General features: G+C 68.6%; 10 protein-coding genes and 3 pseudogenes. 10 read left to right on the forward strand and 3 right to left on the reverse strand.

Translation table 11 applies throughout. The features are described from left to right. The 3 genes and pseudogenes from PUR56_RS14795 to PUR56_RS14805 all read right to left on the reverse strand — a co-directional run. A pseudogene (locus PUR56_RS14795) lies at positions 1-386 on the reverse strand (M4 family metallopeptidase); the annotation flags it as partial. Between the two features lie 789 nt (positions 387-1,175). Then, positions 1,176-1,418 (reverse strand): annotated as a pseudogene (locus tag PUR56_RS14800) (SDR family oxidoreductase); the annotation flags it as partial. Between the two features lie 487 nt (positions 1,419-1,905). Continuing rightward, on the reverse strand, positions 1,906-2,214 hold the full coding sequence (locus PUR56_RS14805) for a hypothetical protein (RefSeq protein ID WP_329874727.1): 309 nt from the start codon (positions 2,212-2,214) through the stop codon (positions 1,906-1,908). Between the two features lie 266 nt (positions 2,215-2,480). Here PUR56_RS14805 and PUR56_RS14810 point away from each other — a divergent pair, with 266 nt between their 5' ends. The 10 genes and pseudogenes from PUR56_RS14810 to PUR56_RS14855 all read left to right on the forward strand — a co-directional run. Next, the gene (locus tag PUR56_RS14810) at positions 2,481-5,312 is read left to right on the forward strand and encodes an ATP-binding protein (protein WP_329949246.1); all 2,832 of its coding nucleotides are present in this window, start codon (positions 2,481-2,483) and stop codon (positions 5,310-5,312) included. Continuing rightward, a complete protein-coding gene (locus tag PUR56_RS14815) occupies positions 5,254-5,571 on the forward strand; it encodes a hypothetical protein (RefSeq protein WP_329949247.1) in 318 nt (105 codons plus the stop codon). The genes PUR56_RS14810 and PUR56_RS14815 overlap by 59 nt, the downstream gene beginning before the upstream one ends. 1,185 nt (positions 5,572-6,756) lie before the next feature. After that, a complete protein-coding gene (locus tag PUR56_RS14820; protein ID WP_329949248.1) occupies positions 6,757-7,545 on the forward strand; it encodes a DUF817 domain-containing protein in 789 nt (262 codons plus the stop codon). A gap of 381 nt (positions 7,546-7,926) precedes the next feature. Further along, positions 7,927-8,871 carry an SAM-dependent methyltransferase gene (locus tag PUR56_RS14825; protein ID WP_329949249.1) on the forward strand — a complete coding sequence of 315 codons (945 nt, stop codon included), beginning with the start codon at positions 7,927-7,929 and terminating at the stop codon, positions 8,869-8,871. 460 nt (positions 8,872-9,331) lie between these two features. After that, positions 9,332-9,694 (forward strand): twin-arginine translocase TatA/TatE family subunit, encoded by a 363-nt coding sequence (locus PUR56_RS14830; RefSeq protein ID WP_329949254.1) that lies wholly within the window; start codon positions 9,332-9,334, stop codon positions 9,692-9,694. A gap of 250 nt (positions 9,695-9,944) precedes the next feature. Continuing rightward, on the forward strand, positions 9,945-11,417 hold the full coding sequence (locus PUR56_RS14835) for a sugar ABC transporter ATP-binding protein (RefSeq protein WP_329949250.1): 1,473 nt from the start codon (positions 9,945-9,947) through the stop codon (positions 11,415-11,417). Between the two features lie 102 nt (positions 11,418-11,519). Further along, positions 11,520-12,446 carry an ABC transporter permease gene (locus PUR56_RS14840; RefSeq protein WP_329949251.1) on the forward strand — a complete coding sequence of 309 codons (927 nt, stop codon included), beginning with the start codon at positions 11,520-11,522 and terminating at the stop codon, positions 12,444-12,446. Positions 12,447-12,514: 68 nt separating this feature from the next. Further along, on the forward strand, positions 12,515-13,480 hold the full coding sequence (locus PUR56_RS14845) for a sugar ABC transporter substrate-binding protein (protein WP_329949252.1): 966 nt from the start codon (positions 12,515-12,517) through the stop codon (positions 13,478-13,480). Between the two features lie 23 nt (positions 13,481-13,503). Beyond that, complete coding sequence (locus PUR56_RS14850) at positions 13,504-14,370, forward strand: alpha/beta hydrolase family protein (RefSeq protein WP_329949253.1); 867 nt, start codon at positions 13,504-13,506, stop codon at positions 14,368-14,370. Positions 14,371-15,114: 744 nt separating this feature from the next. Next, positions 15,115-15,543: pseudogene (locus PUR56_RS14855) on the forward strand (sugar ABC transporter substrate-binding protein); the annotation flags it as partial. Positions 15,544-15,584 lie beyond the last annotated feature (41 nt).

Genomic DNA, 15,584 nt, shown 5'->3' on the forward strand with positions numbered 1-15,584 from the left:
GGTGAGGTGTTCAGGCCGGTCAGGGGTGCGTCGGACGCGCGGTCGACACCGCGCAGGGTTCCGTTCGGGGCCTGGTGCGCCACGAGGTCGCCGCCCAGGACGGGGAGCCCGGAGTAGGTCCGTTCGTAGCGCAGGTGCCGGGAGCCGTCCGGGTCGAGGACGGCGTCCTTGGCGACGAGCTTCTCCTGGGGCGCGAGCCCGAGGTGCAGGGCGACGACGGCGCCCTGCCGGTCGGCCGCGGCCAGTGCGGCGTTGCGGCCGGACGCGGGTGTCGGGGCCGGGGCGGGGCGTGCCGCCTGCGAGGCGACCGCCGGAGCAGCGGTCACCAGCAGAGCGGTGGTGACGGCGAGTGCGGCGAGCCTGTGAACGGGGGTTGTGCGCTTCACGAGCACTCCTTTGCCTGCCGACCGCGGGTGCGGACGGGCACGGGTCCGCGCCGCAGGGTGCGGCGCAGCGGGCATCCGGCCGGTGACGCGTGAGGTGGGACGCGGGGCACGGCTGCTGCGGCTCTGGACGGGGCGGGGAGCGGCAAGCAGAACCGCCTATGCCATGAACATGACATAGAGTCGGCCATGCCACCCTTGCGATCACGGCAGGGTGCGGCATCGGAGCTGCATGCAGCGTCGGCATCCCCGGGGCGGGCCCCGGGGTAGCGATGTCGGAATAGTAGCCATCAAGTTCGAACTGCTGTTGGACTGTGCGTTCTTGTGGTGCTCGGCATGGTGAATTCCGGTCACCTGCCGGTCCGTCACGGACTCTGTCGACCAGCAGATACTCTGCGGCGCGTCCTTCGTTCGAGGCCGCCAGGCTGCCTGAACTGTGGCGGAGCCGGCCGCCGCGAGCTGCATCACCGGCCGGATCCTGTCGTCGGCCGCACGTCCGCGTCTCCCACTGCCGGAGAGAGCCGACCGCCCACAGGCCCGAGCTCAAGGAACCGGGAGGCGCCCGCCGCCGACCGGCAACCCGCCCTCCCCCGGTCAGGTAGTTCACCGGTGTGCAGCCCGCTGAAGACACGGCACGCGGCCTGAGGGATCCAGCGCACTCGCCCTGTTCGGCGGACACGCCACCCCCGCGGTCATGGCCTTCCGAACGACCGGCGGGGTCGCGGTCTGACCCACTCGCCATGGCTCCGGCGAAGCGAGGGCTCACCTGCTGGCGGCTACGGCACCGAGTCTCTACGACTCAGCAAGATCCCATGAGGCGAAGCGGGCGAAGGCGCCACCGTCGACGGCCCGGTCGGCGCCGGTGACGAAGCAGGCGACGTGGGAGAGGAGGATGGCGACGAGGGCGGCGATGTCGTGGGGCTTGCCGAGTCGGCCGAGGATGTGTGTGTCGGTGGCGGCCTGGCGGGCCTTCGGTGGTTCCCGGTCGGAGCACTCGGTGAGAAGGTCGGCCTCGATGTAGCCGAGGCTGACCGCGTTGCCCCGATACCGTGCGGTCCGACTTCGAGGGCGAGTGACCGGGTGAGGCCGACGCGCCGGATTCGGCGGCGGCGCAGGGGAAGAGGTCGGCCGCGTTCCTGGTGCGGGCCGAGCCCGCGCAGAAGCAGGCCCCCGTGCCCCGACGAGTCCGCGTCCTTGTCGTTGCTCCTTATCAGCTGTGGCCCGGCCTGCTGAAGGAGCGCGGTATCACGCCGCGTCGCCCGGGCGGGGAACGCGAATCGTCACCATCACCTGATCACAGGTGGGTGTGCTCCAGCCCTGGTTCGTCATGCCCACGGCCGGATGGGTATGCAGGACGACGTGGTGGGTGACCCGGGCCGGCGATCAGCCTGCAGGTCGGCTGCCACAGGATCGCACCGACGCCCATCCCGGGCGACTACCAGGGCTCCAGCCCCGAGCGAGCAGGCCCGCGGCGAGCCCGTCCTCCGGGCGGCGGCGGTGGATGGGTCGATGAAGGGTCCGGTCAGTGGCCTGATTCGCCGCGGTGGTGCTCGACGTTCTCGGGGGTGCCGACATGTCCGCATCCGGCTCCCGGGCACTCGAGCCAGTAGCCGCTGTCCAAGGCGGCCTGCCGGACAGTCGTCCTACCGTCCGGGCCGAAGTCGTGCTCCGCGAGGAGACGGGCGACGGAATTGTCGTACTGGACGGCCATGAAGACCGCCTCGGCGATCCTGTCGTGACCCTGTGCGAAGAAGGAGCCGCTTCCCACCTCGGTCCCGCAACCGCACCAGCACGTTCCAGTCGGAGTCAGGGGCTTTTCGTCTGTGGCCATGAATCCCATGGTAGGTATCACGCGTGATGTTGTCGGGCTCACGACGTTCATGAGCCCGCACGCGGCCGGCGAACCGGCAGCGGGGGAGCATGCCAGATCTCCTCGCGGCCGGCCCGGAGTGGATCATCCGACACCGCTACCCAGGGTGAGGTGGCACGCTGAACGTGGCCTCCGGGAGCTGGTACGGCGTCGGACCCGGTTCGAGCCGGGCAAGGCCAAAGCCGTGGGCCGCACCGCGGGTCCAGGGGTGATTTACGATCGACGACATGAGCGTCCAAATGGACGGTGCGACGATTCCTGCCGATGCGACCAGCCTGGTGGGGCGCCGACGCGAGCTCACCGAGCTGAAGCGGCTTCTCGCCGCTGCACGACTGGTGACACTGACCGGCACCGGCGGTGTGGGCAAGACTCGTCTGGCCCTACAGGTGTCGCGTGAGGTGGCACGGGCCTTCGACGGAAAGGTCTTCTGGGTACCGCTGGCCGAGGTAGCCGAACCCGCCCAGGTGGTCCTGACGGTCATGGAGGCCGTGGGCCAGCGAACGGGACCCGGCGACACACGGGCTTTGACCAAATACCTGGGGGAAGAGCGGCTGCTGCTTGTACTCGACAACTGCGAGCACCTCACCGAAGCGTGCGCGGACCTGGCGGCGGAAGTGCTGCAGGCATGCCCGGACGTGCGGGTACTGGCCACCAGCCGCGAGGTGCTCGACATCGCGGGCGAACACGTCTTCGCGGTGACGCCCCTGCCCGTCCCCGAGGAGAACGCCACCGGGAGCGCCGCGATCACCCGAGCCGACGCTGTGGCCCTGTTCGTGGACCGGGCCACGGCCGCAGCCCCCGACTTCCGGATGACACCCGCCAACGAAAACGCCGTGGCAGCCCTGTGCCGCCACCTCGACGGTCTGCCGCTGGCCATCGAACTCGCCGCCGTGCGGATGCGCGGCCTGTCGGCCGAGGAACTCCTGCGCCGCCAGGACGAACGGTTGGAGTTCCTGACCCGCAGACGGGGTGGCGCGTCGACCGCCTCCCGACACCAATCGTTGCGAGCCACCGTCGACTGGAGCTTCGAGCTCTGTACGCCCGAGGAACGCCACGTGTGGGCACGCCTGTCCGTCTTCTCCGGCGGGTGCACCCTCGATGCAGCCGAAGACGTCTGCACGGACCAACGACTCCCCCGAGCCGCAGTCCTCGACGCCCTCACAGGCCTCATCGAAAAGTCCGTCCTCACCCGAGAGGAGCCCCACGGCCGGGTCCGCTACCGCATGCTCGAGACGATCCGCCGCTACGGCCACGAGCGCCTGAGCCTGGCGGGAGAGGAGAGCACGCTGCGCCGCCGCCACCGGGACCACTACCTACGGCAGGCCGAACACGTCCGCGACCGGTGGTTCGGCCCTGGCCAGGCAGCCCTGTTCGCCGCGACCCGTCGCGAACACGCGAACCTGCGGGCCGCCCTGGAATACAGCCTCACCGAACCAGGCGAATCGCGGGAAGCCCTTCACATCGCCTCGGCCCTGTGGATGTACTGGATCGTATGCGGCCTCGCCCACGAGGGCGCGATCTGGCTCGAACGAGCCCTCGCCGGCACCGCGCAGGCCAGCCCGCAGCGCGCCGACGCCCTGTGGACAGCCGCCCTGCTCGGCAACTACAGCGGCCGACCGAGCAAGAGCGCCGCCTACGAAACCCTCTCCATGGCACAGGAGTGCCACCGGCTCGCCGCGACACTCCACGACCCGGCACGCCTGGCCCACGCCACCTACCTGTGGGGCTACGTCCAACTCGCAGGAAACGATCCGGTCCGGGGCTTCCTCACCCTCGCCGAAGGCGTGGAGATGGAGCGCGCGTGCGGCGACTCCCACCCCCACCTGCACCACGCGCAGATCCTGCTCACCACCGCGGCAAGCCTGGCCAACCTCGACAACGTGGTCCGCAGCGTCGGCGAGGAATGCCGCGACGCCTGCCGAGACCACGGCGAGCAGTGGCTCCAGTCCTGGGCCTTGCTCCTGCTGGGACTGTCCGCGGTGCTCCGGGACGCGAGCGCCGACGTGGACCTGCCGTCCCACCTCGAAACGCAGAGCTACCTCAAGGAGGCCATCCGCCTCAAATACCCGTTCCGCGAACCGCTGGGTGTCGGCTGCGCACTGGACTACCTCGCTTGGAGCGCGGTGATGTCGGGTGATCCCGACCGCGGCGCCCGGCTCTTCGGTGCCAGCACCGCCTTCCTGCTCCCTCTCGGCCTCGACTTCGACAGCTTCCCCACCGAGGGATGGACCAGGCGCGGCATCCGCTTGGAGATCATCAAGGCGGCCAAGGCGGCGATGGGTGAGCAGGAGTACCGTGCGGCGTACCTGAGTGGGTCGCGTCTCACGCCGGACGAGGCCGTGGCCTACGCCCTGGACGATCAGCTCGGCGATGAAGGCCGCACCACGACACCGGAGCAGTCCCCGGTCGTTCAGCACTTCACCCGCCGGGAGCGGCAGGTCGCGACGCTACTGGCCGAGGGAGCATCCAACAGGGAGATCGCCGAGCGGCTGGTCATCTCCCCCCGCACCGCCGAGACCCACGTCGCCAACATCCTCGCGAAGCTCGACTGCACCTCCCGCACCCAGGCGGCCATCCTGATCACCGAGATGGACCGCGCTTCCGGCGCCGTGGGACAGGACGGCGCCCCCCCCACCCGACGGGATGAGCACGCTCAGTGGCGCCCCGAGGTAGCCGCATGCCCGGCCCGGGCCACCGGGCGGGCAGTCCGTAGGTCCGGCAACGCGCAGTGGCCGGTGCGCTGCCGCAAGTCCGGTAGCCACTCAGGTAGGACTACCGACGCGACCGGCCGTCGCCCAAGCCCAGAGTTGGGGACACCACCGGCGATACCTCCCGGTATCAGCGCCGACATGCCGCAAGACCGGCGTGATCAGACCACGGCAGGTGAGTCCCATGCTCGGACGACGAAATTCCGGACGACAGTCCGCCCTCTATCTCCGGTGTTACCCCGGCGACCTTGCCACCATGGAATACCACCGTCAGGCACTGGAATATCTCGCCATGCGACTCGGCCTGCCGGAGCCGGTCGTCTACATCGACGACGGGCGGCGCCACCGTGACGGTCTTCCCCGACTGGAAAGCCTCGAACAGGGGATCGTGAACGGCTTGATCGACGCGCTTCTGATCCCCGGTCCCTTCGTGTTCGCGCTGGATGACGCAGTGGCCGGGGCAACCGTCCGCCGGCTGGAGCGACGCGGCTGCCTGGTGATCGAGCTCCCCTCCGGCGGACCGTTCTCCCCACGAACGGCGACACCGGCCGGCCTGCGGCGTGCGGGAAGCCGCCAGGGCGCAGGCGCCCTCGCGGAAATCAGGGCGTAGAGCACGAATGCCCCGCCGATCGAAGGCCTGGCCCGGCCCCGGCGAAGACCGAGACATCGACCGGGGATGAAAGAGGCGGGCCGAACACGGCTCGCGATGGTGGCGATCGGCACCGGACGGCTGATCGCACCCCCGGGTGAACCGGCCTCGGTGACTGTCCGCCCGCCCGGTGCCGTCCCGGTCTCCGGGGAGCCCGACAGGCCCGCCCTCACCGTTACCCTCCGCTGCACGGGCCGGCTTGATTGCCAGCGCGAACCGGAGCTTCGGCACGGTCCGGATGCGGGCCGCCGGTAGGTCAGATCGTTACGAGGACGGCCCGTACCGCGAACGACCCGACCGCGCACGCTTCCCGTGCGTCCTGCGGCCATGATGGCCGTGCCCGTCTCTGGCACCTCAATTCAGCGGTACGGCAAACATGGTGATGGGTCGGCGTCCGAGCAGAGAGCGTGCGCCGCGGTGGCTGCGCTGACGGCCCACGTGGTTCTCGCGTGCAGCCCTCGCCGGGAGGTGTCGGGTCAGAAGGCCCCTGACCGCTGTCACCGGCGTCGGCTGCGGAGCCGGGATCGCCTTGGTAGCCATCGCCGCACTGTACGGAGATCCGATGTCCACCGCCGTGTACCTCGGGGCCGTCGCCCTTCCTCTCTCGTGGGGCAGGCGCTCCTGTACGTTCCGGCGGCCCCACTTCGGCCGTACCGAGACCTCCTGAGCCCGGGGCGCGGGGACCGTGCAGGAAGTCACCTCCCCCTGCTGTGGCGCGCCGCCACCGCTCTGCTGCCGCCCGGCGGGTACCTCGAAGGTCCGCGGGTCCGGGTGCCGGCGTAGGTCTGGAGGGGGAGCCGGAGATGGCACCTGGGACGTATGCCCGCGATACCTTGGAGTGACGACGCACACCTCGCCCACCTGGCAGCCTGTCAACTGCCCCGGCCAGCAGCGGTTTACCCCGATATCCGCCGCCCAGGCCCTGGTGGGCGCCGGCGGGTCCGCGCCCCGGTCGCCCAGGTCACCACCCCATCACCGTGGCGGCCGAGCCAGTGACATGCCTCCCGCCGCTACGGGCACCTCCCCCTCCCCGCCGGAGACCACAGTGACATCCAGAGACAAGCCTCGCCCCATCGGATCCGGCCGGATGGCCGCCCCCACCGGCCACGCCGGCCCAGCCGTTCCCGCGTTCGACCAGGCGGCCCCATGAGAACCAGCCGACTTACTCCGCCGATCGGTCAACTACTCGACTTCGCCTGGTCCCAGACCCGGGCGTCCGCCTTCGCCGCCGCCCTCCTGGGGGGCCTGGCCGCGTCCCAGCTCCTACCGACGCTCCCGGTGGCCCGGTACGACCTACTGCTCTGCTACGGCGTTCTGCTGACCCTGGTCTTCTGGCGACGCGGCTGGGAGAGCGGCCGCGACATCGCGGTCATCACCGCATGCCACGGCGTGGGCCTGGCCTTCGAAATCGTCAAGGTCCACCTCGGCTCGTGGAGCTACCCCGAGCCGGCGGTCCTGAAGTTCGCGGGTGTCCCGCTGTACGGAGGCTTCCTCTACGCGGCCGTCGGCAGCTACGTCTGCCGCGCATGGCATCTCCTCGACCTGGAACTCGTCCGGTACCGGCCCAGGACGATGGCCACGGTGGCCACCCTGATCTACGTGAACTTCTTCAGCCACCACTGGCTGCCCGACGCCCGGTGGGTCCTGACCGGACTACTCGCCCTGGCGACCGCGGGCACCTACGTCCGCTACACCGTCCAGACCACCCGGCGACGTATGCCGTTGCTGCTCTCCTTCACCCTCATCGGCTTCTTCCTGTGGGTCGCCGAGAACATGGCGACGTACTTCGGGGCCTGGCGCTACCCGTACCAACTCCACGGATGGCAACCCGTCGGCCTGGACAAACTCGGAGCCTGGTCCCTCCTCATCTCGGTCACGTTCGTCCTGGCCGCCATCGGCCGCACCCGACCCACCGATCCGGCACCGAAGAGCTGATCCCCTGTCCGGCTGGTCCGGTCCTCAGCACCGGTGTCGGGGTCTGCGGCCGTGGACGGACTCGGCGACCGATCCGTCGGACCTGAACCCCAACCGCCCACCGCTCCTTGACATCCCTGCGGCGCACACGACCACCCCAACTCCCGATCGCCGTCTGGCACGACGGGCCCGCGCACACCCCGCACTGGAGAACGCCATGACCTCCAAACACGCTCCCCGTCGCCCCGGAGCCGACGAACCGCGCATCTGCATCGCGCAGTGCCTCGCCAGCCACACCGCGCAGGACCGGCGCCTCCCACCTCACAGCGTCGGAGCCCCCGGCGGGCGGCAATCCGACCACCAGGCGATCACCCCCGGGCGTGGACCGTCCACGGAGCCGGCATGAACGAGCGCAAGCGCGCCCGGACCTGGCCCGTCCGAACGACGAGGCACCCCGGCCACACCGCGGCGCCAAGCGACACGAGTGGCACGGCCCACATCCAGAAGCCCACCACACGCGATCACGCCGCCGGCATACCAGCACCACACCCGGAGCCCCGGAGGGACCTGCGACCGAACCGGCCCGCATCCGCGCGCCTGGCGAGCCTGATGCTTGCCGGCAAGGACCACCTTCCCGCGGACCGGATCCTGCTGCACCAACTGCAAGCCGAGGACGCGGGCTGCGCCGAGACCGTCCGGCGCGCCAGGGAGTTCCTCCATCACACCGTCAGACTCCAGGCCGAACGCGGCCTGGGACAGTTCCTCGACCTGGGCTGCGGTCTGACGACCGGTGCGCCGGGCACCGTACTCGCCCCGATCCACACCTCGATCCTGACCGTGCGGCCCGGTGCACGGGTGACCTACCTGGATCGCGACCCGGTCGTGATGACCCACGCCAGGGCACTACTCGACGCTCCGAAGCCCGCCCGGATCCGCCACCTCCACGCCGACCTGACCTCCCCCCGTACGCTGCTCGCGATGCTGCGGCTGAGTGCGGACCTGGACTGGCGGCGCCCCGTGGTGGCCGTGCTCGGCGACGTTCTGCACGAGCTGAGCGACCCCCAGGCCCGCTCCCTGCTCCGGGCGCTGCACACAGAACTTCCCGCCGACAGCGTCCTTGTGCTCACCCACCGGACGGCAGACGCCACTGCGCCGGTCCGCGCCGTACGCGTAGCCGCCTGTTGGGCGCGGGCCGGCCTGCCGTGGCACCCCCGCGCCCCGGCCGCTGTCGACGCTCTACTGGGAGGCTGGGAGCGGCAGGAGCTCGGGGTCCAACCTGCGACGGGCGCTGGGACGCCGAGCCTGTACGCAGTAGTGGCGGTCAGGGGTGGGGGCAGTACACGGTGACCGGCACACGCCCGGGCGGGCCCGCCTTCCCGGCCGGCCACGCCACCGAGCGAACGAGTCGCGCCCCGCTGCCCCGTTGCGCCGGCCGCTGCGAACTCGGCGGCGCACCGGTCCGTGAGAGGACCTGGTGTTCTGGGGCCCGCCGCAGGCCGGCGAGAACGGCCGCTACGCACCCGCCTCGCTGCCCGGCACGGCGGGCCGCCCGACGGCTACCTGGCCCGTCCTGTCGGCCCAGTACGACGTGCGGCGCAGGCCGCCGGCCACGACGCTGGAAGCCGGCCGGTCGGACCCGGCCGTCGCCGGACGACCATTCCGGATGACGGAGGAAGGAGCGTCGCCATCTTCGGGGACCCCCTATCGACCCGGTTCACCAGGGTCCGAGGCCACGCAGACCCGCCACCCTCGACCGCCCAGGAGGTGACGGAAGTGTCCCCCCAGCGGCCCGAATCCCTGGGACCTCATCATCGCGCTCGCCATGATCGTCCTGCTCCTCGGTCCGAAGAAGTTCCCCACGGCAGCACGCGAGCTCGGCAGGTTCCTGCGCATCGTCAAGGCCGAAACCAGTGCACTGTGCGAGGGCACCCCGCCGCCAGGATCACGACGGCCCCGACCCTGGACACCAGCGTCCCAGTCGTCGCCGCGCTACAGGCTCGAACACCGTTCGCCGGACACCGTGATGCGCTCCCATGGCCCAACACGCTCTCTGAGGGGACAGGCGGGTGCTGAGCCCGGTGACCGCGAGTCCATTCGATCAGGAGGCACTCGTCCGACGGCATCCGATGCTCACGGATCTGCGGAGCCACGCCCTGGTGGACCTGGTTGACTACGCTGGTGTCGGCGGACCGCGGCGGCAGCCCGTCAGTCGGCGCATTCGATCTCAGCCCCCCGGTTGTCGTCGTCCGACGGGACGGGGCCGGCAGCCGCACGGCGCGGCACTCTCGGCCGCACTTCACGTCGGATCGTGCACCATCCGTCGCCGTATAGGAGGCCACATGGGCATCCGAGCTCACCCCGAGGCGCCAGGACGCCAGCGAGTGTTGCGCGTCTCCGGACTCTCCAAACGGTTCGGGGGCGTGCAGGCACTGCAGGAGGTGTCGTTCGAGCTGCGCCGCGGCGAGGTGCTCGCGCTCGCCGGGCACAACGGGGCGGGGAAGTCGACTCTGATCGGTGTTCTGGCCGGCACAGTCCGTCCGGACCGCGGCAGCGTCGAGGTGTTCGGGGACAGGTTCGAGCTTGCGGGTCCCGCTGACACACTCCGCGCGGGAATCGGGGTGTGCTACCAGGAACCGCGTCTCGTACCGCATCTCAGCGTCGCCGCGAATGTCTTCCTCAAGCGCGAACAGCGGACGGCATGGGGCTTTCTGGATCGCGACGACATTCGCGAGCGGTATCGAGAACTCCAGGAGCTGACGGCGATCTCCCTGCCCGGGGAATCCCTCGTCGCGGAGCTGTCCGTGGCCCAGAGACAACTCGTCCAGATCCTTCGAGCCTTTGCCGGAGGAGGTCGCATCATTATCCTGGATGAGCCGACTGCGGCCCTGAGCCCCAGCGACCGGGAGCACTTGTTCGATGTGGTTCGCGCTCTTTCCCATCGCCGAGATTCGGTGAGTTTCATCGTCGCTTCCCACTTCCTCGACGAACTCGAAGCCAACTGTCATCGCGCGATCGTCCTGCGTAGTGGACGCGTCGTCGCCGACAGGGAGGGGCCGCCGGTAGCCGGTGAGCTCTCATCGCTGATGACCACCCGCCCGGATTCGGTACCTACCCGCCCACCAGGACCTCGCCGTACGGCGCCCGGCCCACCGTTGCTCCGGGTTGAACAACTCGTGGCTCAGGGCGCCAAGCCGGTCGGAATCAGCGTGGGCGAAGGCGAAATCGTCGGCCTCGCAGGACTGGTGGGATCGGGGCGCACGGAACTTCTCCGCGCGATCGCCCTGGGGGACGGCCGCACGGCCGGCACGGTCACCATGTCCGGTTTGCCGGTGGCGAACGCGCGAGCATCACTTCGGCGTGGCCTTGCGATGCTCGGTGAGTCCCGGGCCCGAAGCGCGATGTCCGACTGGCCTATCTGGAAGAACATCACCCTGCCGGCGCTCCCGAAGGTCTCCGGCTCGGTCTTCCTGCGACCGAAAAAAGAGATATCGGCAGCTGCTGCTCTTGCTGACCGTTGCCACGTGGTGTGCCACGACATGGATCAACGCTTCGGTGAGCTCAGCGGCGGCAACCAGCAGAAGGTGCTGTTCGCCAAGCTACTGTTCTCCGACTTCCGGGTGGCATTGTTGGACGAGCCGACCCACGGTGTCGACGTCCACGCCAAGGCCGAAATCTTGCGTATCATCGAGGACCTGGCCGCCGAGGGCCGCGGCTTCGTGATCGTCGCTGCGGAGTTCGAGGATCTACTGAGTGTCTGTACTCGCGTCCTGTCGATCCACAAGGGTTCGATCGTCGCCGAGCACCACCTCGGCACTACCCACCGGGTGACCTCGGAATTACTCCTCCTCGAATGTGCCACTGGGCGTCCCTCACCCGGTCCGCCGCAGGACTGACAGGTCGCGGGAAGTGCCGGTCCCAGCGGATCAGCGGTAGCCGATCGATTCCCGGAAGGAGATGGAAAAATGGCACCAGTTACCTTGGAGAATCGGGCCCACGTGACCACTCTCCGCTCCCTTCTGAGGAACTACGGCATCTATGTCGCCTTGGTCATCGTCCTCGCGGTGATGTCAGCGTTGTCACCGCGCTACCTCACGCAAGCCAACCTGCTGAACGTCCTGACGCAGATGTCGATCCTGTCGGTACTGGCCGTGGGAATGACCTTGCTGCTGGTGACCGGCAATTTCGATCTTTCGGTCGGCTCGACCATGGGTCTCACGGCCGCGATCTCCCTGGGTCTTTCTCTCACCACACAGACCTGGATCGTCGTCGTCGCCAGCTTGGCGATCGGCCTTACCATCGGCCTCGTCAACGGCCTCATCGTCGTTAAAGCAGGTATCAATTCGCTTATCGTCACCCTCGGCATGATGTCGCTGGTGCGAGGGCTCACTCTCATCTACACGAACGGAAGCAGTATCCAGGGAGAGGGAACCGGGTTCCTGGCTGTCGTCAACGGCACGACCGTGATTCCCAACTTGACCTGGGTGATGATTTTCATCGCCGTAGCCATGTCGGTCATGCTGACCCGCACCCGGTCCGGCCGGTACTTCACAGCCATCGGCAGCAACGCGGATGCGGCACGGATCGCCGGAATCCAGGTCGACCGGTACAAGATCGCAGCATTCATGACCATGGGACTGCTGGCTTCGACCGCCGGCATCCTGCTGGCCGCCAGGGTCAACTCCGTCGACCCCCTGGCAGGTTCCGGATTCGAGTTGCAATGCATCGCGGCCGTGGTCATCGGCGGCACCTCGCTGTCCGGGGGCCAGGGCTCGATCGGGAATTCGGTCGTAGGAGCGGCTATTTTGACCAGCCTGAACAACGGGTTCAACCTGCTCAATGTCGGAAGTTATTACCAAGGCGTCCTTCAAGGAGCAGTGATCATCCTCAGTGTAGCTCTTTACACACGCAAGGTCGGGTCATGAATCCCTGCAGCTGCCCCTGCGGGCGCGAGTGACCTGAACGGGCCGACGCCCAGAAAGGCAGGACCGTCATGCGTAAACTCACCACCCTCGCGCTGGCCCTGGCCATGATTACCGCAGGCAGCCTGACAAGCTGCTCCCGAACCGAGTCCGACACAAAGCCGCTCACGATCGGGGCATCCGTACTGGGTACCTCATTCCCGGCAGTGGCTGCCATGGACAGCGGCATGAAAGAGAAGGCCAAAGAACTCGGGGTCGAACTGGTGATCGTCGACGCGGGAGGGCAGGCGTCCAAGCAGACCAACGACGTGGCGGACCTCCTCAGCCGCGGTGTCGACGGTGTGATCATCAATGCCGTCGATTCCAAGACGGTTGCCGCCTCCGCGGACGCTGTCACCGCAGCCGGGATTCCACTCACCAGCGCCTTCACCACGCTCGGCTCAGCACAGTGTGCCTATGCCGGAAGCGTTGCCCACGTCGGGTTCGACGAAGCCGGTTGGGCCAAGCTGCAGGGCAGTTCCGCCGTGACGCTGCTGCCCGACGGTGGCGACGTGGCCATCATCGACGGCTCGCCCGGCGTACAGGCATCGAAGATCCGCCACGACGGCTTCGTTGCCGAACTCAAGGCCAACCAGGGAATCAAGGTGGTGGCCTCGCAGCCAGGCAACTTCGACCGAGCCACAGCACTCACAGCCATGGAGAACATCCTCCAGGCCAACCCGGGGCTGGACCTCGTCTACGCCCCGGACGACAACATGGCGGTGGGCGCAATTCAGGCCATCGACAAGGCCGGTCTTACCGGCAAGATCAAGGTCCTGGGACTCGGGGGCTCCAAGGACGGACTCAAAGCCGTTCAGGACGGCACCATGGCGGCAACCGTGTACTCCTCCTTGAAGGAGGGGGGCGCGCTCGCCGTCGAGACAACCGTGAAGAAGCTGCGGGGTGAGGCGAACGGCGATGAACAGTGCATCACTGTGGCCCAAGCGCTTGTCGACGCCAACAACGTCAAGGACTACATTGACAAGGGCGAGTACTGACGGCCGGTACGGAAGGCGTTGAGATGCTGCGCACACCGCCGCCCGGCTCGGGCATGGCCGATCCGACGATCACTTCCGTTTCGCGTGAACTGAACGGTCGGCGGCGTGACTATGTGGTCAGTATCCCCCACGGAGACATCAGCTGTGTCTCGGTTCTCTTTCACCCGTTCGGGGCCAACGCTGAACTCGTCCTCCACGGCGACGGTCCTGGCGACTACCTGATCAGCACGTTGACCGGTGCATCTCGGCCCGCATCGCGCCTGGGGGTAGCCGTGGTGGCTCCCCAGGCGGTGGGCCGCGCCGTGGACGGGGTCTCGCTCGCATGGCGAGACCATCTCAAAGCCGCACGGAAGGTGGCTGCAGAAGTACAGGAGGCGTTCGGTGTCGATCGGCTGACAGCTGGAGGACTCTCCATGGGCGGACTCGAGGCACTCGTGTTCGCGGGATCGTTCGCGGGAGAAGTCGACGCCGTATGGGCTGTCAACCCGATCGTCGACCTCGCTGCTTGGCACGACGACATTGCGAACGGCGCGACTTCGTCCAACCTCCGCAGTCTCGGCGCTGATCAGCTCATCCGGAAGGAAGTCGGGGGATTCCCGGCCGAGGCGTCCGAGCAGTACGCCAGGCGATCGCCTCTCAGCCTGCTCGACCAGCTGGCCCGAGTGCGCGTCCGCCTTACTTGGACGCCAGCCGACACCGTGGTCCCCCGCCAGCGCGAAGTGCACGCCCACCAGCTGGCGAATCTGCTGCGCGCGGCCGAAGGGATCGTCGACGAGCACGTCGTGACGCACCTTCCCGGCGACGACGCCCTGGACGCGGGGCGGTTCGCTCACGAGTCCTGTGACACCTGGTCCAACATCGGCTGGACCACTCTGTGTACCGAACTCTGAACCACCTGTCGTTGGGCGCGAGCAAGCTTGGCCGGCTCGCACCTCCGCAGCAGATATCCGGTCGACCACGCCGCTCCGCACCCGGCTCCCGGGACCCGCGGCCAGCGCTGGATGTCGCCGGCGAACAATGCCCTTGACCTGACGGGGTAACGCCGGCCATCGGCCCTGCCGTCCTCACCGCCGCCCATCACATACCCCGCCGTCCGCGCCCCCGCCCGGGGCCCCCGTGCCGCCCCCGCCCCCAGCATTCAGGCCGACTCTCGGTACATCGACCGCCTACTCCAGGACCGCTTACTCCAGGCGCCCAGCGGCGCGCAGACACGACAATGCGCCCCACGGTGAGCAGACAGACCATACGTGGGACTCCGGCGCCGAATCCGTGTTGTTCAAACCGATTGCCACGATTACCCCAGGCACCTCAACCCTTCCGCCCCTCGCCTCGGGGCGGGATGAGGCGGGCTTCCGGGATACGGTTGCGTCAGAGCCCTTGACACGACAACACGGCTGGCTGAATTTCACTCCACTAAATCCTACTTGATTCTGGAGGTCGCGATGCGACCCAGATCAACTTCGTCGGCCACCATGGCTCTGACCGCGGACGCCCTGTTGGACGCTTCCGCGGCGTGCACGGCGAAGAGCGCGGACCAGCCCGCGGACACCCGGGCCCTCGGCCTTCTCCGCGGCGACCGGCAGCGCCACCAGCTCCGCAGAACTCGCGGACGGCTTGGGCATCAAGATCGCCCTAAGTCGCAGGGCTTCGCGGTGGCCTCCCTCGCGTCGTGTCCGGCGGGTGGTTCGAACAAGGCGGACTGCTGTCTGTCGACCGACGTGACCCGCGCCGCGTACAAAACGGCCACCGCCGCGATCGAGGCGATGGGCGGCCAGGGCACCCTGGTGCACCTGAACGGCAACAACGTGGACGCCAACACCCAGCTGCGGATCAAGCGGGTCGTCCAGGCCGTGGAGGAGTCCGCCGGCAAGGTGAGACTGCTGCAGACCGTCACCGCCGCGGTCTCCGGCCTGCTCGCCGCCGAGGGCAGCCAGATCGACGGCATCGTCGCCAGCGCCTACAACGTGACCCAGCAGACCGTCGACACCTACGACGCCGACCGCAAGGCGAAGACGCAGCAGCTCAAGGTGCAGTTCACGGACACCGTCCTCACCTGCCGCTGACCACCACCCCGCCTCAGAGATCGGGCTTCGTCTGATGACCA

The organism is Streptomyces sp. BE303, from assembly GCF_036290945.1.
GTDB lineage: Bacteria > Actinomycetota > Actinomycetes > Streptomycetales > Streptomycetaceae > Kitasatospora.